We start from the raw sequence: 20881 nt of genomic DNA on the forward strand, positions 1-20881 counted from the left end.
TCCTTCATGTGGTGGTGTCCTTGGACCGGGCGGCGATGTCGCGCAGCCAGGTCAATGCCTGCTGAGCAGCCCGGATGCGTTCGGTGAGCGCGGGATCGGCGCCGCCGACCAAGGCGAGTCCGTCCTCGGCGATGTCGCCGAAGGCGCCGAGGCCGGCGATCTTGCGATGGATGACCTTCTCCCAGGCGTCGTCCTCGATGCGGTAGTAGGCGGTGCGGTCACCGGGGATCCGCACTTTGCGGACGAGGCCGATGGTGGTCAGCAGGCGCATGTTGGAGGTCAGCGAGGCGCGGCTGGCGTGGATCGCCTCGGCGATCCGGCCTGCGGATTGCTCCGGCGGATCGCAGATCATCAGTAGGCCGAGGATTCGTCCGGTGATGGGGGGCAGTCCCCATTCATCGACGCAGAAGGTAGCGACTCGCTCCACCCACTTCAGTGTGGCGTCCTGTCGGTCCGTGTCCGGCATGCTGTGTCCTCCTGCGCTGTATTCGGCTCGATTACTGTGGCACAGCGGTCACCGACTCCCAGGTCGGCGCCGGGGTGGGAGTGATGAGGCGGGTACGGCGCAGGTGCCGGTCGAACCACTCGACGGCCAGAGCCATGGCCTCCTCCAGCCCGGGACCGGTGTAGAGACCGAGCACGTCGTAAGGCAGCACCTCGAGTCGTTTCGGCTCGCCTGCCTTGGCGAAGGCGCTCTGCGCCTCCTCGAGCATGTGGTATGGATCCCAGCCGCCGTTGGCGATCATCAGCAGCGGGGTCGGCGCCAGGCGATGAATGAGGTCCTCCGGCGCGAAAGTCAGGAGATGTTCCGCGGAGTCGAGGGTCTTCTCGTTCCGGTAGTTCGGGAACATCTCGGCGGCGAGATCCGGCGTGCTCTCGACGTTTTCCCCCTGCAGCGTCAGGTGCGGCACCCGAGCGCTGTCATGGCCGGCGTATCGGCGCTGCCAGTCCTCGTCCAACCGGTCCCGCAGCGCGCCGACGCCATCCCTGCCGAGCAACCGCTCCAGATACCGCCATCCGTTCCACACGCTCGGGCTCTGCACCACAACACATTTCACGCGCCGGTCCGATACCGCGGCCTGCGTCGCCACCGAGCCCCCGATGCTGACTCCCCAGACTCCGATCCGATCCGGGTCCACCTCCGGGCGGGTTTGCAGGTACGACACCGCGCTACGGAAATCTTCTGCCTGTCGCTGTGGGTAGTCCTGGCCGCGAGGTTGCCCCGCGCTGGCTCCGACCGTGCGATAGTCGATCGCCAAAACCGCGAACCCCGCCCGCACGAAATACGGCGCGAAAACTCGCAACGCCTCCTTCACCATCACCCCGGAGTGCCCCAGCACCAGACCGGGGACGCGGCCGTCCGCCGCGGGCAGATACAGATCGCCCGCACACGCGGTGCCGAGGCTGTTGAACGTCACGTGCTCGATCTCGAGATCCATTAAAGCTCCCTTCACTGCTAGTTGTTTCAGTCTCAACTGAAATGACTAGCAATGTCAAGATCGCAGCTGGAATCCCGAGTCAGCCGAAGCAACTCGGATCACTGACGACCGAGGAGGATGTCGCGCTGATCGGCGACCACGGCGCGGATCGCGGCGACGACGGCGGCCACTTCCGGGCGGCGAAGGGTTTCGGTGCGCGCGACGAGCCAGTAGCCGAGGGTGACGGTCACCGAATCGGCCAGCACGCGAACGAGGTCCGCGTGGCGATCGGCCATGAAGCAAGGCAGCAGGCCCAGGCCCGCGGAAGCGCGCGTGGCCTCGACGTGCACGAATACATTGGTCGACGTGACCGATTCGCGCATCGCGGGCACGAAGCTGGAGGCCAAGTCGAGATCGTCGACTTGCAGCATGGAATCGATGAAGTAGACCAGCGGGTACCGGGACAGGTCGTCGATCGTCGCGGGCGCGCCGTTCTCGTATAGGTATTCGCGGGAACCGTAGAGGCCGAGACAGTAGTCGGCCAGATGCGTGGCGGTGGCGCGGTGCACTTGCGGCTCGCCCACCACGATCTCCAGATCCAGCCCCGAACGCTGTTGCGAGGCGCGCCGGGTGATCGCCACGATCTCCACCGAGATCTTGGGGTGCCGCCGCTGCACCTCCGCCGCCGCGGGCGCGGCGATGTAAGCGCTGAAGCCGTCGGTCGCCGAGAGCCGGACCACCCCCTCCAGCACCCGGTTGCCGTCGGCGTCCGCGGCCAGCGACTTCACCGCCGACTCCACCGCCTCGGCCGCGGCCAGGGCTTCCCTGCCGAGATCGGTCAGCTCCCAGCCACCGGTCACCCGGGTGAGCACCCGGCCGCCGAGGGTGTGCTCCAGCGCGGCGATGCGCCGGGAAATGGTGGTGTGGTTGATGCCGAGTTCGTCTGCCGCCGTCACGAATCGGCCGGAGCGCCCGACAGCCAGGAGGACGAGGAGGTCGTCCGCGCTGGGACGACCAGGGGTGGCCGGGCGCATATCTGCATCTTTGCAGAGACGCACTGCACAAATAGTCATTGCGGCGTAATTCCTCTGCACCAATACTCGGTGCAGCCAAAGCATTGTGGGGGCCGTCACATCGAGAACGAAGTGTGGCCCCGGGCACGAAGGAGAAGTGCGATGAGGGAGCACAACGCCGTAGCGGCGGATTCGGGCGGCATGACCAGCGGCCTGCGCCGCGTGGTGGCCGCGTCGATGGCGGGCACGGTGGTGGAGTGGTACGAGTTCTTCCTGTACGGCACCGCCGCCACGCTGGTGTTCAGCAAGGTGTTCTTCGCCAAGGGCACCAGCGACCTGGACGCCATCCTCGCCGCGTTCATCACCTACGCGGTCGGTTTCGCGGCGCGGCCGCTGGGCGGCGTGGTGTTCGGGCACTTCGGCGACAAGTACGGCCGCAAGAAGCTGCTGCAGTTCAGCCTGGTGCTGGTGGGCAGCGCGACGTTCCTGATGGGCTGCCTGCCGACCTTCGGGCAGATCGGATACTGGGCGCCCGCGCTGCTGGTGGCCCTGCGCTTCATCCAGGGCTTCGCGGTCGGCGGAGAGTGGGGCGGCGCGGTGCTGCTGGTCGCCGAGCACAGCCCGAGCCGCAGCCGCGGATTCTGGGCGAGCTGGCCACAGGCCGGCGTACCCGCGGGCAACCTGCTGGCGACGGTCGTGCTGCTGGTGCTCACCTCCACGCTGTCGGACGAGGCGTTCCTCGGCTGGGGCTGGCGGGTCGCGTTCTGGTTGTCGGCGGTCGTGGTGCTGATCGGCTACTACATCCGCACCAAGATCACCGACGCGCCCATCTTCGTCGCGGCGCAGCGGGAGGCCGAGCAGATCAAGGCGACCTCGCTGAGCGTGGTGGAGGTGCTGCGCCGCTACCCGCGCGGCGTGCTCACCGCGATGGGGCTGCGTTTCGGCGAGAACGTCATGTACTACCTGGTGGTCACGTTCACCATCACCTATCTGAAGACGCAGGTGCACGCCGACACCCAAGTGATCCTGTGGTGGCTGCTGGCCGCGCACGCGGTGCACTTCGTGGCGATCCCGCTGGTGGGCAGTCTGTCCGACCGCATCGGCAGGCGGCCGGTCTACCTGATCGGCGCGCTCACCGCGGGCACCTGGGGCTTCTTCGCCTTCCCGATGATGGACAGCGGCCACAACGTGGTCATCATGTCCGCCATCGTCATCGGCTTGATCTTCCACGCCTTCATGTACGCCGGGCAGCCCGCGATCATGGCCGAGATGTTCCCCACCCGGATGCGCTATTCCGGCGTGTCCCTCGGCTACCAGGTGACCTCGATCGTGGCCGGTTCGCTGGCGCCGATCATCGCCGTCCGGCTGCTGAACACCTACCACTCCGCGGTGCCGATCGCGTGGTATCTGGCGGGCGCGGCGGCGGTGAGCGCGATCGCCGTGCTCGTCGCACGAGAGACGAAGGGACTGACCTTGGAGAGCATCGATCACGCCGACGCCGAGACCCTCGGCGCGCGCACCGAAGTGACCGTGCGGTGAGCGATCTGGCGGGGCGCAGCGCCCTGGTCACCGGCGGCGCGAGCGGCATCGGCGCGGCGTGCGCCCGCGCGCTCGCGGCGCGGGGGGCCACGGTCACGGTGGCCGACGTCGACGACGTCGGCGCGAAGACCGTGGCCAGGGAGCTGGGCGGCAAGTCGTGGGCGGTGGACCTGCTCGACGTCGCGGCGCTGGAGGAGCTGGAACTCGACGTCGACATCCTGATCAACAACGCCGGGGTACAGCACGTCAGCCCGATCCAGGACTTCGCGCCGCAGCGCTTCCGCGATCTGCTCACGCTGATGGTCGAGGCCCCGTTCCTGCTGGTGCGCGCGGCGCTGCCGCACATGTACCGGCAGGGCTGGGGACGGATCGTCAACATCTCCTCGGTCCACGGCCTGCGTGCCTCCGAATACAAGGTCGCGTACGTGACGGCCAAGCACGGCCTGGAGGGGCTGTCCAAGGTCACCGCGCTGGAGGGCGGCCCGCACGGCGTCACCAGCAATTGCGTGAACCCGGGCTATGTGCGGACTCCGCTGGTGGACAAGCAGATCGCGGATCAGGCCAGGGCGCACGGCGTGCCCGAGCAGGAGGTGGTGGAGAAGATCCTGCTCACCGAGAGCGCGATCAAACGGCTCGTCGAGCCGGAGGAGGTCGCGTCGCTGGTGGCCTGGCTGGTGTCGCCGGAGGCGGGCATGGTCACCGGCGCGGCCTACACGATGGATGGCGGGTGGAGCGCGCGATGAGGGCGCGCTCACCCGAGCGCGGTCAGCGCCATCCCGCGCAGCACCGGCCGGGCGCGTGCCGCGGTCGCCTCGCTCGCGCTGTGCGGGGTGGAGTTGATCAGACCGAAGACGGCGTGGGCCTGCACCCGCGCCGCCTCCTCGGGTAGTTCGGGATGCAGCTCGCGCAACACGCTCACCCAGATCTCGACGTACTGGCGCTGGGTGCGGCGGATCTCGCGGCGGGCCGCAGCGGGCACGTTGTCCAGGTCGCGGTCCTGGATGCGGATCAGCTCCGGCTCGCCGAGCGCGAAGTCCAGATGGTGATCGACCAGCCCGGCGAGCGCCTCCTCTGGGGAGTTCGTGCCCGCGACCACCTTCTTGCCGCCGTCGAGCAGGCGCTGGCTCACCCCGACCAGCAGCTCGATCAGCAGCGCTTCCTTGTTCGGGAAGTGCCGGTAGACCGCGGGGCCACTGATGCCGACGGCGGCGCCCAGGTCGTCCAGGCGCATGCCGAGGAAGCCGCGATCGGCGATCAACCGCGCTCCCGCTTCCAGCAGTTGCACCCTGCGCTGCGCCTTCAATTGCTCACGACGCGTCGGCGCGACGGATTCGGCACTGGTCACACGCGGTCCTTTCGGCCGATCTGGACAACTCGGTTAATCAAGACTAACCTGAATTTCAGTTATCGTCGACTAACTGGACGACAGGATTACGTGATGACCGTTACCGAAGAGGTCGTCGGGAACCGCGCCGCGCACGCGGCGTTGGTCGACGATCTGCGCGCCCGGCTGGCCGCCGCGGCGCTGGGCGGGCCCCAGAAGGCACGCGATCGCCACGTCGCGCGGGGCAAACTGCTGCCCAGGCAGCGCGTGGACCAGCTGCTGGACCCGGGGAGCCCGTTCCTCGAGCTGTCCCCGCTGGCCGCGACCGGAATGTACGGCGACGACTCCCCCGGCGCCGGGATCATCACCGGGATCGGCCGGGTGTCCGGCCGGGAATGCGTGATCGTGGCCAACGACGCGACGGTCAAGGGTGGCACCTACTACCCCATGACGGTGAAGAAGCATCTGCGCGCGCAGGAGATCGCGTTGCAGAACCAGCTGCCGTGCGTCTACCTGGTCGATTCCGGTGGCGCGTACCTGCCGCACCAGGACGAGGTGTTCCCCGACCGGGAGCATTTCGGGCGCATCTTCTACAACCAGGCGACCATGAGCGCCAAAGGGATTCCGCAGATCGCCGCGGTGCTCGGCTCCTGCACCGCGGGCGGCGCCTACGTGCCCGCGATGAGCGACGAGGCCGTGATCGTGCGCAACCAGGGCACCATCTTCCTCGGTGGCCCGCCGCTGGTGAAGGCCGCGACCGGTGAGGTGGTCACGGCCGAGGAACTCGGCGGCGGCGAGCTGCACTCGCGCACCTCCGGCGTCACCGACCACTTGGCCGAGGACGACCAGGACGCGCTGCGCATCGTGCGCCGTATCGTGGCCACGCTCGGCCCGCGCACGCCGGTCCCGTGGGACGTGCGACCCGTCATCGCGCCCGCCGCGCCGGAATCCGAGCTCTACGACGTGGTGCCGACCGACCTGCGCACTCCCTACGACGTGCGCGAGGTGATCCATCGCCTCGTCGACGGGACCGTCGAGGGCGAGAGCGGGTTCCACGAGTTCAAGGCCGAATACGGCAAGACCTTGGTCACCGGGTTCGCGCACATCCATGGACATCCGGTGGGCATCGTCGCCAACAACGGCGTGCTGTTCAGCGAATCCGCCATGAAGGGCGCGCATTTCATCGAGCTGTGCGACAAGCGCAGCATCCCGCTGCTGTTCCTGCAGAACATCACCGGCTTCATGGTCGGCCGCGACTACGAGGCGGGCGGCATCGCCAAGCACGGCGCGAAGATGGTCACCGCGGTGGCCTGCGCCCGCGTGCCGAAGCTCACCGTCGTCATCGGCGGTTCCTACGGCGCGGGCAACTACTCGATGTGCGGGCGCGCGTATTCGCCGCGGTTCCTGTGGATGTGGCCGAACGCCCGGATCTCGGTGATGGGCGGCGAGCAGGCGGCGTCGGTGCTGGCGACGGTGCGCGGCGACCAGCTCGACAGCAGCGGGCAGCCCTGGTCGGTGGCGGACGAGGAGGCGTTCAAGGCCCCGATCCGAGACCAGTACGAGAGCCAAGGCAACCCCTATTACTCGACGGCCAGGCTGTGGGATGACGGCGTGATCGATCCCGCCGACACCAGAACCGTGCTCGGGCTGGCGCTGTCGGTGTGCGCGCAGGCCCCCCTCGAACCCGTCTCCTACGGCGTTTTCCGGATGTGATGACGATGTTGAACAGCTCCGTTCCCGTCGGATTCGACACCGTGCTCGTCGCCAACCGCGGCGAGATCGCGGTGCGGGTGATCCGCACGCTGCGCGCCTTGGGGATTCGCTCGGTGGCCGTCTACAGCGACGCCGACGCCGACGCCCGCCACGTCCACGAAGCCGACACGGCGGTGCGTCTCGGCCCGGCTCCCGCCCGGGAGAGCTACCTCGCCATCGACCGCGTGGTTGCCGCCGCCGTGCGCACCGGCGCGCAAGCGGTCCACCCCGGCTACGGGTTCCTCTCGGAGAACGCCGCTTTCGCCGCCGCGCTGGCGGAGGCGGACATCGTCTTCCTCGGACCGCCGGCCCGCGCCATCGAGGTGATGGGCGACAAGATCACCGCGAAGAACACCGTGGCCGCCTTCGGGGTCCCCGTGGTGCCCGGCATCGCCACGCCCGGCCTGACCGATGACGAGCTGATCGCCGCGGCCGCCGAAGTCGGCTATCCGGTGCTGGTCAAGCCGTCCGCGGGCGGTGGAGGCAAGGGCATGCGCCGGGTGGACGATCCGGCCCGCCTGCCGGAGGCGCTGCGCAGCGCCCGGCGCGAGGCCGCCGCCGCGTTCGGCGACGACACGCTGTTCCTGGAACGGTTCGTCACCCGGCCGCGGCACATCGAGGTGCAAGTGCTCGCCGACCAGTTCGGCAACGTGCTGCATCTGGGCGAGCGTGAATGCAGTTTGCAGCGCCGCCACCAGAAGGTGATCGAGGAGGCGCCCTCACCGCTGCTGGACGCGGCCACCAGGGCCAGGATCGGCGCGGCGGCCTGCAACACCGCGCGCAGCGTGGACTATGTGGGCGCGGGCACGGTGGAGTTCATCGTCTCCGCCGACCAGCCCGACGAGTTCTTCTTCATGGAGATGAACACCCGCCTGCAGGTCGAGCATCCGGTCACCGAGCTGGTCACCGGCGTCGACTTGGTGGAATGCCAGGTCCGGGTGGCGGCCGGGCAGAAGCTGGCGGTGGCGCAGGACGACATTCGCATGGTCGGGCACGCGATCGAGGCCAGGGTGTACGCCGAGGATCCCGGGCGCGGGTTCCTGCCCACCGGCGGCACGGTGCTCGACCTCGACGAGCCGGAGGGCCCCGGTGTCCGGGTCGACTCGGGCCTGCGGATCGGCACGCGCGTCGGCAGCGACTACGACCCGATGCTGTCGAAGGTCATCGCGCACGCCGGTGATCGCGCCGCCGCGCTCGCGAAACTCGATCGGGCGCTGGCCGACACCGTGCTGCTCGGCGTGACCAGCAATATCGAATTCCTGCGCTTCCTGCTCGCCGACCCGGACGTGGCCGAAGGACGGCTGGACACCGCCCTGCTGGACCGGCGGGTCGCCGACTTCCGGCCCGCCGCCGTCGGCGACGACGAGTTCGTCGCCGCGGCGGCCTGGCACTGGGTGCGCCGGTGGCCCGCCGCGCCGCGCGACCCCTGGGAGGTGCCCTCCGGCTGGCGGATCGGGGCCGACGCGCCAACGCCGATCCGGCTCGCGGGCGGCGAGCGGGTCGAGCACGTCTACCTGTCCGGCACGCCGGACGACGGCACGGTGCGGGTCGACGGGGGCGAAAGCCGCGCACTGACCGCGGTATTCACCGCCTCCGGCGATCGATGCGCGGGCGAACTCGCCCTCACCCTGGACGGCCTGCGCCGCACCTACCGGGTCGCCGAGCAGGACGGCTTGTTGTGGGTGGCCGGACCGTCCGGCATCGCGGTGCTGCGCGAAGTGGCCGAGGTCAACGTGCGCGGCGGCGACGAGCACGTGGGCGACGCCGAGATCCGCTCTCCCATGCCCGGCTCGGTGATCGCGGTGCCGGTCGCCTCCGGCGCCGCCGTCGCCGCGGGCGATCCGGTGGTCATCGTGGAGGCGATGAAGATGGAGCACTCGCTCACCGCACCGGTCGCCGGAACCGTCGAACTACTGGTCGAACCCGGCGCGCAGGTGCGCCTGGACCAAGTGCTGGCGCGCGTCGTCGCGCAGGACGTAACGAATCCCACCGAACGAGAAGGAATCCCCGCATGACCGACTTCCTGTCCACCGGCACGCTGCCGGAGGAGTATCGCGATCTCGCGCTGACCGTGCGCGACTTCGCGCGGTCGGTGGTCGCTCCGGTGGCGGCCGAGCACGACGCGAACCACACCTTCCCGTACGAAGTGGTCGCGGGGATGGCCGAGATGGGCCTGTTCGGCCTGCCGTTCCCGGAGGAGTACGGCGGCATGGGCGGCGACTACTTCGCGCTGTGCCTGGCGCTCGAGGAACTGGGCAAGGTCGACCAGAGCGTGGCGATCACGCTGGAGGCGGGCGTCTCGCTGGGCGCGATGCCGATCTACCGCTTCGGCGACGACAAGCAGAAGCAGGAATGGCTGCCGCAGCTGACCAGCGGCCGCAACCTCGCCGCGTTCGGCCTCACCGAACCGGGCGCGGGCAGCGACGCGGGCGGCACCAGGACCACCGCGGTCATCGACGGCGGCGAATGGATCATCAACGGCAGCAAGCAGTTCATCACCAATTCCGGCACCGACATCACCAAGCTCGTCACGGTGACCGCGGTGACCGGGAACACCGGCGGCAAGAAGGAGATCTCGACGATCCTGGTGCCGACCGACACGCCCGGTTTCGTCGCCGAGCCCGCGTACAACAAGGTCGGCTGGAACGCCTCCGACACCCATCCGCTCAGCTTCACCGACGTCCGCGTCCCCGAGGAGAATCTGCTCGGCGAGCGCGGGCGCGGTTACGCGAACTTCCTGCGCATCCTCGACGAGGGCCGCATCGCCATCGCCGCGCTCGCGGTCGGCGCCGCGCAGGGCTGTGTGGAGGAGAGCGTGCGCTACGCCAAGGAGCGCGAGGCGTTCGGCCAGGCGATCGGGCGCAATCAGGCCATCGCGTTCAAGATCGCCAGGATGGAGACGCGGGCGCACGCCGCGCGCACGGCCTACTACGACGCGGCGGCGCTGATGCTGGCGGGCAAGCCGTTCAAGAAGCAGGCGTCCATCGCCAAGCTGGTGGCCAGCGAGGCCGCCATGGACAACGCTCGCGACGCGACACAGATCTTCGGCGGCTACGGCTTCATGAACGAGTACGCCGTCGCCCGGCACTATCGCGACAGCAAGATCCTGGAAATCGGCGAGGGGACGACGGAGGTGCAGCTGATGCTGATCGGACGGGAGCTGGGTCTGTGACCCGGCGGACGGTCGTGCAGCGCGGCCTGTGGTTCGAGGAGTTCGACACCGAGGTGGTCTACGAGCACCGCCCCGGCCGCACCATCACCGAGGCGGACAACGTCCTGTTCACCACGCTCACCATGAACACCCAGGCGCTGCACCTGGACGCGGCGTTCAGCGAACAATTGCCTCCGTTCAATCAGCGGTTGGTGAACTCGATGTTCACCCTGTCCACGTTGATCGGACTGTCGGTGGCGCAGCTGACCCAGGGCACCATCGTGGCCAACCTCGGCTTCTCGGAGGTCGCTTTCCCCAAGCCGCTGTTCCACGGCGACACCATGTACGCCGAAACCGTGGTCACCGACAAGCGTGAATCGAAGAGCCGTCCGGGCGAGGGCATCGTGACCTTCGCGCACACGGCGCGCAATCAGCACGGCGAGGTCGTCGCGACGGCGGTGCGCAAGACGCTGGTGCGCAAAGCTCCGGAGGGCGTGGCATGAGGCGTCCGGCCCGGAGTCGGCGGGGTCGCGTTCATGCCGGAGGCGATGCCGCATGAATTGGCAGATGGCGGGGCCGGCCTGGTTGTTCTGCCCGGCCGATCGTCCCGAGCGCTTCGCGAAGGCGGCGGCTGCGGCCGACGTCGTGATTCTCGACCTCGAGGACGGCGTCGCCGCGCACGACAAAGCGGCGGCGCGCAAGGCGCTGCTGGATACACCGCTCGATCCGGCGACCACGGTGGTGCGCGTCAACGCGGCGGGTACCGAGGACCACGCGCTCGATCTCGCGGCGCTGAAAGCGACCGCCTACCGCAGGCTCATGCTGCCGAAATGCGAGTCGGCCGAACAGGTCACCGCGCTGGCGGACTACGAGGTGATCGCGCTGATCGAGTCGCCGGTCGGCGCGCTCACCGTCGGCGCGGCGATGACGGCGCACAACGCGATCGGCGTCATGTGGGGGGCGGAGGATCTGGTCGCCGGGCTCGGCGGCACCGCGAGCAGGCACGCCGACGGCGGCTATCGCGACGTGGCCCGCCACGTCCGCTCCACCGCGCTGCTGGCCGCCAAGGCGTACGGCAAGTTCGCGCTCGACTCGGTGTACCTGGACATTCGCGATCTGGACGGGCTGCGGGCCGAGGCCGAGGACGCGGTCGCGGTGGGTTTCGACGCCAAGGTGGCGATCCACCCGAGCCAGGTGCCGGTGCTGCGCGCCGCCTACGCGCCCTCGGAGGCAGAGCTCACCTGGGCCCGGCGGGTGCTGGCGGAAGCGCCGAACCACCGCGGCGTCTTCGCCTTCGAGGGCAGGATGGTCGATGGCCCCGTGTTCCGGCACGCCGAGCAGATCGTGCGGCGCGCCGACCGCGCCTGAACGCAGAGTTCCCACAGTCGAGAGGACCGCGATGCAACCACAATGGGTGCCGACCGAAGAAGACATCGCCGAGGCGAGGATCACCGACTTCGCCCGATTCGTCGCGGAACGCACCGGTGTGCACGCGACCGACTATCACGCGCTGTGGCAGTGGTCGGTCGACGATCTCGCCGGGTTCTGGCACGCGGTCTGGGACTACTTCGAACTCGGTGACATCGCGGGCGAAGTGTTGGCGAGCGCGGAGATGCCGGGCGCGCAGTGGTTCCCCGGTACCCGGTTGAACTATGTGGACCAGGTGATCCGGCAGCTGCGCACCGACCGGCCCGCGATCAAGGCGGTCAGTGAGGACGCTCCGATCCGCGAGGTGTCCTGGGCCGAACTGATCGACCACACCGCCGCTTTCGCACAGACGCTGCGGTCACTGGGTGTGCGGCCCGGCGACCGGGTGGCCGGGTATCTGCCGAACATCCCGGAAGCGGTGATCGCGTTCCTTGCCACCGCGAGCATCGGCGCGATCTGGAGCGCCTGCGGACAGGACTACTCGCCGAAAGCCGCGCTGGACCGGCTCGGGCAACTGGAGCCGACTGTCCTGGTCACCGCCGACGGCTACCGCTTCGGCGGCAAGGCGCACGACAAGCGCGACGACATCGCCGCGTTGCGTGCGGGCCTGGACTCGCTGAAGGGCACGATCGCGATCTCCCGGCTCGGGCTGGACGTGCCGGACGCGACCTCGTGGGACGAGGCGGTGACCACCACCGACGCGCTGCCTCCGGTGATCACCACGGAGTCGGTGGATTTCGACCATCCGCTGTGGATCGTGTTCTCCTCCGGCACCACCGGCCTGCCCAAGGGCATCGTGCACGGCCACGGCGGCGTGCTGCTCGAACACCTCAAAGCCGTTGCCCTGCAATCGGACATCGGACCCGAGGACACCTTCTTCTGGTACACCAGCCCGAGCTGGATGATGTGGAACTTCCAGATCGCGGGCCTGCTGGCCGGGGCGACCATCGTCACCTACGACGGCAGCCCTACCGCGCCGACCCCCGACGCGCTGTGGCGGATCGCCGCCGAGGTCGGCGCCACCGTGCTGGGCGCCAGCCCCGGCTATGTGCTGGCCTGCATCAAAGCGGGCTCGGTGCCGCGCACCGAGCACGACCTGTCGGCCCTGCGCACCGTCGGCATCACCGGCTCCTCGCTGCCCACCTCCTCGGCGCTGTGGCTGGGCGAGAACGTCGGCGAGCACGTCCAGGTCTCCTCGATCAGCGGCGGCACCGACGTGGTGTCCGCGTTCATCGGGGGCGCGCGCACCGTGCCCGTGTGGCCGGGTGAGCTGTCGGCGCCCTTCCTCGGCGTCGCGCTGGACGCCTACGACCCGGCGGGGCAGCCGGTGCGTGGCGAAGTCGGCGAGCTCGTCATCACCGCGCCGATGCCGTCCATGCCGGTCTACTTCTGGCGCGACGAGGACGGGAAGCGTTATCACGATGCGTATTTCGACATGTTCCCCGGCGTGTGGCGGCACGGCGACTGGATCACCATCACCGACCACCACAGCGTGGTCGTGCACGGGCGGTCGGACTCCACGCTGAACCGGCACGGCATCCGGATGGGCAGCGCCGACATCTACCAATCCGTCGAACGGCTCCCGGAGATCGCCGAAGCGCTGGTGATCGGCGCCGAGCAGCCCGACGGCGGATACTGGATGCCGCTGTTCGTGACCCTCGCGCCCGGCGCGGAACTCACCGACGAGCTGAAAGCACGCGTCAACAGCACCATCCGCACCGAGGTCTCCCCCCGCCACGTGCCCGACGAGATCATCCTGGCCCCCGGCATCCCGCACACCCGCACCGGGAAGAAGCTCGAGGTACCGATCAAGAAGCTGTTCCAGGGCGCCGACCCGAGCCGCGTCGTCGAACGCAGCGCCGTGGACAACCCGGACCTGCTCGACTGGTACGGCACGATCCGGCCCGGCGGGCGAGGCTGAGGGCGCCGCTGGCCTCGCTGCGATGCGGTGTGTTTCACGCGTGACGCGGCTGACTCAGTTGAGGCTGCCCTGCGGCGCGACCCAGACTTGGGGCTGCCTCGTCACCGCGGCGATATGTTCGAAATCCGCGTCGTAGTGGACCAGTACTGCCCCGTGGAACTCGGCGACGGCCGCGGTGAGCAGGTCCACTATCCCCGCCGCTCGGTGGTGACCTTTGCGTGCCATCAATTGCTGGACTTCTCGCGCACGATCGGCGATCGACTCATTGATCGGCAGGTTGACGTATAGAGCGCGACGGCGCTGTGCAATGTTCTGCACGTCGGCGAGGTTCCGCCAGGAGTAACCGGCTTCCAGATCCACCGTGACGCATGTCGCGGCCGCACGATCGGCGATCAGCCCCGCGATCACCGCGCGCACCGGCTCGTGCCCGAGTCTGGCGCTCGCGGAGGTGTCGACGAGATGCAGTCGAAGAGGAGTGGCCTCGCTCAACGGCGAGCCTCGCGCATGATCTCGGCCTCACCGATATCGGGGCCGACCCCGAACCCGTACGGATCGGTCAAGACCTGTTCGATCCGGCGTCGCCGTTCGGCAACGAATTCCAGCGCCGCGTTCACCGTGTCTTTCTTGGTGGTGGTTCCCAGCTCCTTGGCAGCCAGGGCCAGGGCTTCGTCGTTTAGATCGATCATCGTCTTCATATATATAAGGATATGCCGCAATAAACCTTCGCAGCAATACCGCATCTCCACCGTCGGAGCCAGCCACGACCCGACATCCCGCACCGGCGAGAACCCGAGGTTCCGCTCGAGAGACTATTCCACAGCGCCCGACCCGAGCCGCGTCGTCGAACGCAGCGCCGTGGACAACCCGGACCTGCTCGACTGGTACGGCACGATCCGGCCCGGCGGGCGAGGCTGAGGGAAGACGCACGGGGACAGTCGGTTTCGGGCAATCGGAGTGCCGAATGGCGATCCGGTTTCCGTGGGCGACCGCGATTCGTCGTGGACCGGCGTCCGGGTTTCTCCTAGCGTGGAGGCGACAGCCGGTTCGACATGCGCGTGGAGGTGGCATCGTGGCCGCACAGGACGTCCGAGAACGTACCGACCCCGTGGGTTTTCCGCCTGGGCCCGCGCTGCCGCCGCTCGTGCAGAGCGCGTTGTTCCAGCGGGACCGGGCCCGGTTCCTCACCGCGATGGCGCGCCGTTACGGTGACGTCTTCACCCTGCGGATCCCGCCGTTCGCCGACCGCGTCGTGGTGTACTCCCGCCCCGAGCACATCAAGGAGATCTTCGCGGGCGATCCGCACGACCTGCACGCGGGCGAGGGCAACCAGATCCTCGGTGCGATCATGGGCCCGCACTCGCTGCTGCTGACCGACGAGGCCGAGCACGCGCGGGCGCGCAGGCTGCTCATGCCCGCGTTCAACGGCGCCGCGCTGCGCGGCTACCGGGCGCTGATCTCCGAGATCGCGGCCGCGGAGATCGGCGGTTGGGCGCCCGGATCCACCGTGCGCATGCTGGACCGGATGAACGCGCTCACCCTCGAGGTGATCACGCGGGTGGTCTTCGGCGTCACCGATACGCGGACCAGGGCCGAGCTGAACCCGCGCCTGAATCGGATCGTCCACCTGAATCCGCTGGTCTTCCTAGGTTTGAAAAGCGGCCGATTGCGGCGGGTCGGCCCGTGGAAGAACTTCGCCGAGAACCTCGCCGCGGTCGACGCCTTGCTCTACGCGGAGATCGCCGAGCGGCGGAGGGCGACCGATCTGGCCGGGCGCACCGACGTGCTGTCGCGCCTGCTCGAGGTCGGCGCGGGCGACGGCGACGCGCCGCTCACCGATGCCGAACTGCGCGACCAGCTCATCACGCTGCTGCTGGCCGGGCACGAGACCACCGCCTCGGCGCTGTCCTGGGCACTCTACGAACTCGCCGCCGACCCCGAGATCCAGCGGCAGGCCGCGGAGGCCGCGCGCACCGGCGACGACCGATACCTGGACGCGGTGCTCAAGGAGGCCATGCGGTTGCACACCATCATCTCCGGCACCAATCGAAAACTGACCAGGGACATGACGATCGGCGGACAGCGGCTGCCCGCGGGCACCGTGGTCGCCACGTCGATCGTCCTCGCACACCACCGTACCGAGGCCTACCCCGACGTCGCCGTGTTCCGCCCGGCCCGCTTCCTCGACGGCGAAGTGGCGCCGAACACCTGGCTGCCGTTCGGCGGCGGTGTGCGGCGATGCATCGGCGCGGGGTTCTCACTGCTCGAGGGCACCACGGTGCTGCGCGAAATCCTCGTCCGCGACACCCTTTCGCTCCCGGCGGGCAGCGCGCCCGAGCGCGGCAAGATCCGCAACATCACCACGGTGCCGCGCGGCCGGGCGCGGGTGGTGGTCGACCGGCGGTCAACCAGTATGTGAACAATGATTCTGTGTTCGATTAGCCCTTGTACTGGATTTATATTGGTGTAAGTTTGTCTCTGTTCGACAGCTACTCTCGGCACGGCGCGCATGGTGCCCCGCGCTTCGGCCGAGTCCGGTTGTCGACTTCCGGACGCACCGGCGCGCACATCCCGCCTCGTCGCATGCCGGCGCGCACCGGAGAACAGGTACGGCTCCCGGGGGCCGCTCATCCCCGGGAGTCGTATCCCCTGACACGGCCAGCCAGGCCATACGGCCAGGTCGTTACGATGTTCGTCATGAGTGTCGACAATCGCCGTACGGCGCGGAAGGCGAGCAGCGGCGACTCGGCACCTCGCGAGATCCGGCGCAGACCGAAGAACCGCCGTGCCCAGATCGCCGCCGCGTCGGCCGCCGCGTTCGGCGCGCTCGGCTACCACGGCGTCAGCATGGACGACATCGCCTCCGGGCTCGGCATCAGTTCGGCGGCGCTGTACCGGCACTATCCGAGCAAATACGCGCTGTTCCGGGAGGAACTGCTGCGCGTCGGCCAGGCGATGACCGAATCGGTCGAGCTGCCCGATGAGGCGGCCGACTGGCCCGCCGAGCAGCGGCTGCGGCACGTGCTCGACGCGCTCATCGCGGTCACCATCGACAACCGCCCCACCGTCACGCTGGTGCGCTGGGAAGTCAGGTACCTCGAGCCCGACGACCAGACCACGCTCAACGACCAGCAGGCCACGGTACTCGGCGCGCTGGGCAGCCAGCTGGCCGCGCTGCGCCCGGAACTCATCGAGGAGGACGTGCGCGTGCTGCGCGCCGCCTTGCTCAGCACGATCACCAGCATCGCCGACCATCACGCCGCCCTCCCGGCGAAACCCCTTGCCCGCCTGCTGCATTCGGCGTGCTGGGCGGTCGCCCACGCGAAGCTGCCCGCGATGCGCGCGGTCGAGCCGGTCGCGGTGGTGGAGATCCCGGATTCGTTCAAACACGAACTGCTACTGCGCAAAGCGGTCGAGCTGTTCCACGAGCGCGGCTACCCCAACGTCAGCGTGGAGGACATCGCCACCGCCGCAGGGCTTTCGGCGGCCTCGGCGGTGTACCGCTTCTACCGCGGCAAGAGCGACATCCTGGCCGCCGCGTTTCGCCGTGCCGCCGAACGGGTTTCCGGCGCCGTCGGCCCGGCCGTGGCGGCGGCCGGCGATTCCGAGGACGCGCTCACCGCGTTGATCACGCAGTACGTCGCCGGATCGTTCGCCGAACGCGCCCTCACCTTCGTGTACTACACCGAGTTCCAGCACGTCCCCACCGAGGACCGCACGGTACTGCGCAATATCCAGCGACTCAGCGTCGAGGAGTGGGCCCGGCTGCTGCGCGAGGTGCGTCCGGAACTCGCTCCGGCGGAGGCGCGCATCCTCGTCCACGCGGCTTTCGCGGTGGTCGTCGACCTGGGCCGCGCCTTCGGCAACGAACCGCTGGCCGCCCAGGACCGGGTGCGCCTGCTGATGCAGCTGGTGCTCTTCGGACGGCCCGCGCGATAGTCGGATAAGTTAGCCTAGATTCTCAGTTCGATGGGCGCATAGTGCGACATGCAAGGCTGATCACCATATTTTTGTGATCTACCATTCATTTCTTCCCGGGACCGGGTAGCGTTGCTGTACCGAACGTTGTATTGGACTACCATCGCGGCATGGGTGCCCAGGACCGCCATGCCGCGGACAAGGCGGCCGACGGGACACCGGCACGGGTGATCCGGCGCCGACCACGTAACCGCCGCGCCCAGATCGCGGCGGCGTCGGCCGAGGCGTTCGGGGCGCTCGGCTACCACGGCGTCAGCATGGACGACATCGCCTCTCGGCTCGACATCAGCTCCGCGGCGCTGTACCGCCACTATCCGAGCAAATATGCGCTGTTCCGCGAGGAAGTGTTGCGGTTGGGCGCGGTCAGCGCCGAAGCGGTCCGGCTGCCCGACGCCACGGACCTGTCCGCCGAGCAACGGCTCGCGCGTGTGCTCGACGCCCTGATCGAGGCTGCCATCGTCAACCGGCGCAGCGCGGCGCTGTTGCGCTGGCAGCGGCGCTACCTGGAGAAAGACGACGCGGCCACGCTCGACGATCAGCTCGCGGGCGTGAACTCGACGCTCACCGCACTGTTCGCCGAGACCAGGCCCGCGCTGTCGAACGCCGATCGCGCCGTGCTGGCCGCGGCGGAACTGAGCGTGCTGAGCAGCGTCGGTGATCACCACGTGTCGATCCCGGTGCGGACGCTCACCGCGCGCCTCACCGCGGCCTGCCACGCACTCGCCGCGTGCGAGCTGCCGCCGCCCGGCAGCGCCGAGGCCGAGTCCTTCACCGCGACCGAGATCCCGCTGACCTTCAAACACGAGTTGCTGCTGATGCGCGCGGTCGAACTGTTCCACCGGCGCGGATACCCGAACGTCAGCGTGGAGGACATCGCCAACGCCGCCGGACTGCCCGCATCCTCGGCGGTGTACCGGTTCTACCGCGGCAAGGGCGACATCCTCACGGCGGCGTTCCGCCGGGCCGCGGATCGGGTGTCGGCCGCCATCGGGCCCGCCGTCTCCGCGGCCGAGACACCCGAACAAGCGCTTCACACCCTGATCGAGTTGTATGTGGCCGGCTCGTTCGCCGAGCGCGAGCTGACTTTCGTCTACTACGCCGAGATCAGCAACGTGCCGCCGGAGGAGCGCACGGTACTGCGCAATATCCAGCGCCTCAACGTCGAGGAATGGGCCAAACTGTTGGTCGGCGTGCGGCCCGAGCTGTCCGCCGCCGAAGCGCGGCTGCTTGTCCACGCCGCCTTCGCCCTGGTAGTCGACCTGGGCGAACGCTTCGGCTCCGCCGACCCGGCCTGCTCCCCCCGGCGCGTCATCCGTCTGATGCAAGTCATCCTCTTCGGCCGCCCAACGAACTAGCCACCACCGCCGCCGTATCGCGCACCGCGATCCACCCCATCGGGCTCAGCACCACACGGACATCATGTGCACGAGTGGCACATGGTTACGGCATTTCGCGAGTATGCCCCCGGTGGTGTGCCACTCACGGACTTCTTCGCGGTGGTGGCGGGTCCGGGTACGGTGGGTGGCGTGCCAGTTGCCTGGGCATTGCCGATGCGCCGGGGCCTCGGGAGTAGGTCGTGGGTCGGTTCGAGGGGCACGGCCGGGTTTACGCCACCGGCGAACAGCGCGGGGGGAATCGACCTCGGGGCAGCGCTGTTGCGGCAGGAAGAGCCCGCGCAGCGCGACGCTTGTGGAGCATCGGCACGGTTTCCGACTTCGGAAGGACGATTCTCATGAGCACAGATCTCGACGCGCAACCCGCCGCGGCATCCGGAACCTTCGCCATCGGCGGCGATCTTCCGGTGCATCGGCTGGGATACGGCGCGATGCAGTTGACCGGCCCCGGCGTCTGGGGTGACCCCAAGGACCCGGACGAGGCGGTACGGGTGCTGCGCCGGGCGGTAGAGCTCGGCGTGAACTTCATCGATACCGCCGACTCCTACGGTCCGTTCGTCAGCGAGAAACTGATCCGCAAGGCCCTGCATCCGTATCCGGAGGGCCTGGTCATCGCCACCAAGGCCGGTCTCACGCGGCAGGGCCCCAACGAGTGGAGTGCGGTCGGCCGGCCCGAATACCTGCGCCAGCAAGCCGAACTCAGCCTGCGCCATCTCGGCCTCGACCGGATCGATTTGTACCAGCTGCATCGCATCGACCCGAAGGTGCCGCTGGCCGACCAGATCGGCGAGCTGGTCGCGCTCCAGCAGGAGGGCAAGATCCGGCACATCGGCGTCTCGCAGGTGACCGTCGAGCAGCTGCGCCAGGTGCGCGAACTCGCCACCATCGTCTCGGTGCAGAACCTGTACAACCTCGCCAACCGCGCCGACGAGGACGTGCTGAACTACGCCGAGCAGGAGAACATCGGCTTCATCCCGTGGTTCCCCATCGCCACGGGTGAACTCGCCGCCCCCGGCGGGCCGCTGGCGTCCATCGCCGCCAAGCACGGCGCGAGCCCCGCCCAGCTCGCCCTGGCCTGGCTGCTGCGCCGCTCCCCCGTCATGCTGCCGATCCCGGGCACCTCCAGCGTCGCGCACGTCGAGGAGAACATCGCCGCCGCGCGAATCGAGCTGACGGACAAGGAATTCGAGGAACTGTCGGACGCCGCCGGGTCGACCGGAAACTGACCGTTACGGCTGTCGGCTGAGCGCCCCGCGGCGGCGACCGATCGAACGCGACGCGTGAGCGGACGCCGGGAAGTCCTCGTACCTCCGTCGTACGGAGATACGAGGACTTCAGCGCTGCCGGGGCTCCCTCGCCGTAGTCCCGTGCAGGGGGTGAACGTCGTTGGCGGGCGGATCGCGCTGCCGGCAACGAGTTCGGTGCGCTGACAGTCGGTCAGCGCGAGTATCCGTCGGCCCTGCTGTCGGGGACGACGCGGCCGGATGCGACCAAGGTGCGGAAGGCCGCTTGTTTGCGGGGGCAGGCGTCGGCGCGGCAGGGGCGGTGGCCCTGCATCACGCGGTGCGCCTGCTCGACGGTGAACGGCTCATCGGGCGGTCGGTGCGCGTCCTCCGCGCCGCCGCGCGGCAGGCAGGAGCCGACGCCGACGATCGCGGCCACCAGCAAGGTGCACGCGCCGAGCATGCTCAGCAGCGGATTCACGGCCGCTCACTGGTCGGCGGCCTGCCGGGAACAGAACGCCGAAGCGGCTAGGTATTGCCTGCAGTGCGCGCCGTGCCCGCCATGGACGGCGCACAGGAACCGCGCGCGGTCATAGGTCAGGCCGAGCGGTTCCTGCGTGCAGTCGCGGCTCTGAATCAACCACAGCTCTCGGACATCCGAGTGCAACACGTCCATCGTTCACCTCCATAAGCGCAGTGCACCCGGCACCGAGAAGGCGCCGCCGGAGCCGCGCTCGACACGG

General features: G+C 69.0%; 20 protein-coding genes. 12 read left to right on the forward strand and 8 right to left on the reverse strand.

The window, feature by feature from the left end:
• Nucleotides 1–4: 4 nt before the first annotated feature.
• The 3 genes from ACWEO7_RS01015 to ACWEO7_RS01025 all read right to left on the reverse strand — a co-directional run bounded on the left by ACWEO7_RS01015 (nucleotide 5) and on the right by ACWEO7_RS01025 (nucleotide 2452).
• Nucleotides 5–466, reverse strand: a complete 462-nt coding sequence (locus tag ACWEO7_RS01015; protein ID WP_452419943.1) for a GbsR/MarR family transcriptional regulator — start codon at nucleotides 464–466, stop codon at nucleotides 5–7.
• A 31-nt stretch (nucleotides 467–497) separates the two neighbouring features.
• The gene (locus ACWEO7_RS01020) at nucleotides 498–1439 is read right to left on the reverse strand and encodes an alpha/beta hydrolase (RefSeq protein ID WP_452419944.1); all 942 of its coding nucleotides are present in this window, start codon (nucleotides 1437–1439) and stop codon (nucleotides 498–500) included.
• A gap of 98 nt (nucleotides 1440–1537) precedes the next feature.
• Nucleotides 1538–2452, reverse strand: coding sequence for a LysR family transcriptional regulator (locus ACWEO7_RS01025; protein WP_450023426.1), 915 nt, complete (start codon nucleotides 2450–2452; stop codon nucleotides 1538–1540).
• Nucleotides 2453–2593: 141 nt separating this feature from the next.
• On the opposite strand from ACWEO7_RS01025, the gene ACWEO7_RS01030 reads away from it, so the two are divergent.
• Both ACWEO7_RS01030 and ACWEO7_RS01035 read left to right on the forward strand, forming a co-directional pair.
• Nucleotides 2594–3970 carry an MFS transporter gene (locus tag ACWEO7_RS01030; RefSeq protein ID WP_452419945.1) on the forward strand — a complete coding sequence of 459 codons (1377 nt, stop codon included), beginning with the start codon at nucleotides 2594–2596 and terminating at the stop codon, nucleotides 3968–3970.
• Nucleotides 3967–4713 carry a 3-hydroxybutyrate dehydrogenase gene (locus tag ACWEO7_RS01035; RefSeq protein WP_452419946.1) on the forward strand — a complete coding sequence of 249 codons (747 nt, stop codon included), beginning with the start codon at nucleotides 3967–3969 and terminating at the stop codon, nucleotides 4711–4713. Before ACWEO7_RS01030 ends, ACWEO7_RS01035 begins: the two co-directional genes overlap by 4 nt.
• 8 nt (nucleotides 4714–4721) lie before the next feature.
• Here ACWEO7_RS01035 and ACWEO7_RS01040 read toward each other — a convergent pair whose 3' ends face one another.
• Entirely contained in the window at nucleotides 4722–5315 is a 594-nt protein-coding gene (locus ACWEO7_RS01040) for an SACE_7040 family transcriptional regulator (RefSeq protein WP_450023420.1), read from the reverse strand.
• 93 nt (nucleotides 5316–5408) lie between these two features.
• On the opposite strand from ACWEO7_RS01040, the gene ACWEO7_RS01045 reads away from it, so the two are divergent.
• The 6 genes from ACWEO7_RS01045 to ACWEO7_RS01070 are packed head-to-tail and all read left to right on the forward strand — an operon-like array spanning nucleotide 5409 to nucleotide 13546.
• The gene (locus ACWEO7_RS01045) at nucleotides 5409–7007 is read left to right on the forward strand and encodes a carboxyl transferase domain-containing protein (protein WP_452419947.1); all 1599 of its coding nucleotides are present in this window, start codon (nucleotides 5409–5411) and stop codon (nucleotides 7005–7007) included.
• A 5-nt stretch (nucleotides 7008–7012) separates the two neighbouring features.
• Nucleotides 7013–9061 carry an ATP-binding protein gene (locus tag ACWEO7_RS01050; protein WP_452419948.1) on the forward strand — a complete coding sequence of 683 codons (2049 nt, stop codon included), beginning with the start codon at nucleotides 7013–7015 and terminating at the stop codon, nucleotides 9059–9061.
• Nucleotides 9058–10218: an acyl-CoA dehydrogenase family protein gene (locus ACWEO7_RS01055; protein ID WP_450025552.1), complete on the forward strand. Its 1161-nt coding sequence runs from the start codon at nucleotides 9058–9060 to the stop codon at nucleotides 10216–10218. The genes ACWEO7_RS01050 and ACWEO7_RS01055 overlap by 4 nt, the downstream gene beginning before the upstream one ends.
• On the forward strand, nucleotides 10215–10700 hold the full coding sequence (locus tag ACWEO7_RS01060; RefSeq protein ID WP_450025554.1) for a MaoC family dehydratase: 486 nt from the start codon (nucleotides 10215–10217) through the stop codon (nucleotides 10698–10700). Before ACWEO7_RS01055 ends, ACWEO7_RS01060 begins: the two co-directional genes overlap by 4 nt.
• Nucleotides 10701–10752: 52 nt before the next feature.
• Nucleotides 10753–11565 (forward strand): HpcH/HpaI aldolase/citrate lyase family protein, encoded by an 813-nt coding sequence (locus tag ACWEO7_RS01065; protein WP_452419949.1) that lies wholly within the window; start codon nucleotides 10753–10755, stop codon nucleotides 11563–11565.
• A 31-nt stretch (nucleotides 11566–11596) separates the two neighbouring features.
• Nucleotides 11597–13546: an acetoacetate--CoA ligase gene (locus tag ACWEO7_RS01070; protein ID WP_452419950.1), complete on the forward strand. Its 1950-nt coding sequence runs from the start codon at nucleotides 11597–11599 to the stop codon at nucleotides 13544–13546.
• A gap of 54 nt (nucleotides 13547–13600) precedes the next feature.
• Here the strand turns inward: ACWEO7_RS01070 and ACWEO7_RS01075 are convergent, their stop codons facing one another.
• Together ACWEO7_RS01075 and ACWEO7_RS01080 are read right to left on the reverse strand one after the other, a co-directional pair.
• The gene (locus ACWEO7_RS01075; RefSeq protein WP_452419951.1) at nucleotides 13601–14035 is read right to left on the reverse strand and encodes a PIN domain-containing protein; all 435 of its coding nucleotides are present in this window, start codon (nucleotides 14033–14035) and stop codon (nucleotides 13601–13603) included.
• On the reverse strand, nucleotides 14032–14241 hold the full coding sequence (locus tag ACWEO7_RS01080; protein ID WP_355074821.1) for a type II toxin-antitoxin system VapB family antitoxin: 210 nt from the start codon (nucleotides 14239–14241) through the stop codon (nucleotides 14032–14034). Before ACWEO7_RS01080 ends, ACWEO7_RS01075 begins: the two co-directional genes overlap by 4 nt.
• 374 nt (nucleotides 14242–14615) lie before the next feature.
• Between ACWEO7_RS01080 and ACWEO7_RS01085 the strand changes: the two genes are divergently transcribed.
• The 4 genes from ACWEO7_RS01085 (at nucleotide 14616) to ACWEO7_RS01100 (ending at nucleotide 20141) form a co-directional block, all read left to right on the forward strand.
• Entirely contained in the window at nucleotides 14616–15962 is a 1347-nt protein-coding gene (locus tag ACWEO7_RS01085) for a cytochrome P450 (RefSeq protein ID WP_452419952.1), read from the forward strand.
• 278 nt (nucleotides 15963–16240) lie between these two features.
• On the forward strand, nucleotides 16241–17482 hold the full coding sequence (locus ACWEO7_RS01090; protein ID WP_452419953.1) for a TetR/AcrR family transcriptional regulator: 1242 nt from the start codon (nucleotides 16241–16243) through the stop codon (nucleotides 17480–17482).
• Between the two features lie 149 nt (nucleotides 17483–17631).
• Nucleotides 17632–18876 (forward strand): TetR/AcrR family transcriptional regulator, encoded by a 1245-nt coding sequence (locus ACWEO7_RS01095; RefSeq protein ID WP_452419954.1) that lies wholly within the window; start codon nucleotides 17632–17634, stop codon nucleotides 18874–18876.
• A gap of 377 nt (nucleotides 18877–19253) precedes the next feature.
• Complete coding sequence (locus ACWEO7_RS01100) at nucleotides 19254–20141, forward strand: aldo/keto reductase (protein ID WP_452419955.1); 888 nt, start codon at nucleotides 19254–19256, stop codon at nucleotides 20139–20141.
• A 211-nt stretch (nucleotides 20142–20352) separates the two neighbouring features.
• On the opposite strand, the gene ACWEO7_RS01105 is transcribed toward ACWEO7_RS01100, so the two are convergent.
• Together ACWEO7_RS01105 and ACWEO7_RS01110 are read right to left on the reverse strand one after the other, a co-directional pair.
• Complete coding sequence (locus ACWEO7_RS01105) at nucleotides 20353–20619, reverse strand: hypothetical protein (protein WP_452419956.1); 267 nt, start codon at nucleotides 20617–20619, stop codon at nucleotides 20353–20355.
• Between the two features lie 6 nt (nucleotides 20620–20625).
• Nucleotides 20626–20814, reverse strand: coding sequence for a hypothetical protein (locus tag ACWEO7_RS01110; protein WP_452419957.1), 189 nt, complete (start codon nucleotides 20812–20814; stop codon nucleotides 20626–20628).
• Nucleotides 20815–20881 lie beyond the last annotated feature (67 nt).

This window comes from Nocardia sp. NPDC004260 (assembly GCF_053603155.1).

Excerpts from the sequence above, each read along its gene's own strand:
- ACWEO7_RS01015 (WP_452419943.1), bottom strand. The coding sequence starts at position 466 with ATGCCGGACACGGACCGACAGGACGCCACACTGAAGTGGGTGGAGCGA.
- ACWEO7_RS01020 (WP_452419944.1), bottom strand. The coding sequence starts at position 1,439 with ATGGATCTCGAGATCGAGCACGTGACGTTCAACAGCCTCGGCACCGCG.
- ACWEO7_RS01025 (WP_450023426.1), bottom strand. The coding sequence starts at position 2,452 with ATGCGCCCGGCCACCCCTGGTCGTCCCAGCGCGGACGACCTCCTCGTC.
- ACWEO7_RS01030 (WP_452419945.1), top strand. The coding sequence starts at position 2,594 with ATGAGGGAGCACAACGCCGTAGCGGCGGATTCGGGCGGCATGACCAGC.
- ACWEO7_RS01045 (WP_452419947.1), top strand. The coding sequence starts at position 5,409 with ATGACCGTTACCGAAGAGGTCGTCGGGAACCGCGCCGCGCACGCGGCG.
- ACWEO7_RS01050 (WP_452419948.1), top strand. The coding sequence starts at position 7,013 with ATGTTGAACAGCTCCGTTCCCGTCGGATTCGACACCGTGCTCGTCGCC.
- ACWEO7_RS01055 (WP_450025552.1), top strand. The coding sequence starts at position 9,058 with ATGACCGACTTCCTGTCCACCGGCACGCTGCCGGAGGAGTATCGCGAT.
- ACWEO7_RS01065 (WP_452419949.1), top strand. The coding sequence starts at position 10,753 with ATGAATTGGCAGATGGCGGGGCCGGCCTGGTTGTTCTGCCCGGCCGAT.
- ACWEO7_RS01070 (WP_452419950.1), top strand. The coding sequence starts at position 11,597 with ATGCAACCACAATGGGTGCCGACCGAAGAAGACATCGCCGAGGCGAGG.
- ACWEO7_RS01080 (WP_355074821.1), bottom strand. The coding sequence starts at position 14,241 with ATGAAGACGATGATCGATCTAAACGACGAAGCCCTGGCCCTGGCTGCC.
- ACWEO7_RS01090 (WP_452419953.1), top strand. The coding sequence starts at position 16,241 with ATGAGTGTCGACAATCGCCGTACGGCGCGGAAGGCGAGCAGCGGCGAC.
- ACWEO7_RS01095 (WP_452419954.1), top strand. The coding sequence starts at position 17,632 with ATGGGTGCCCAGGACCGCCATGCCGCGGACAAGGCGGCCGACGGGACA.
- ACWEO7_RS01100 (WP_452419955.1), top strand. The coding sequence starts at position 19,254 with ATGAGCACAGATCTCGACGCGCAACCCGCCGCGGCATCCGGAACCTTC.
- ACWEO7_RS01110 (WP_452419957.1), bottom strand. The coding sequence starts at position 20,814 with ATGGACGTGTTGCACTCGGATGTCCGAGAGCTGTGGTTGATTCAGAGC.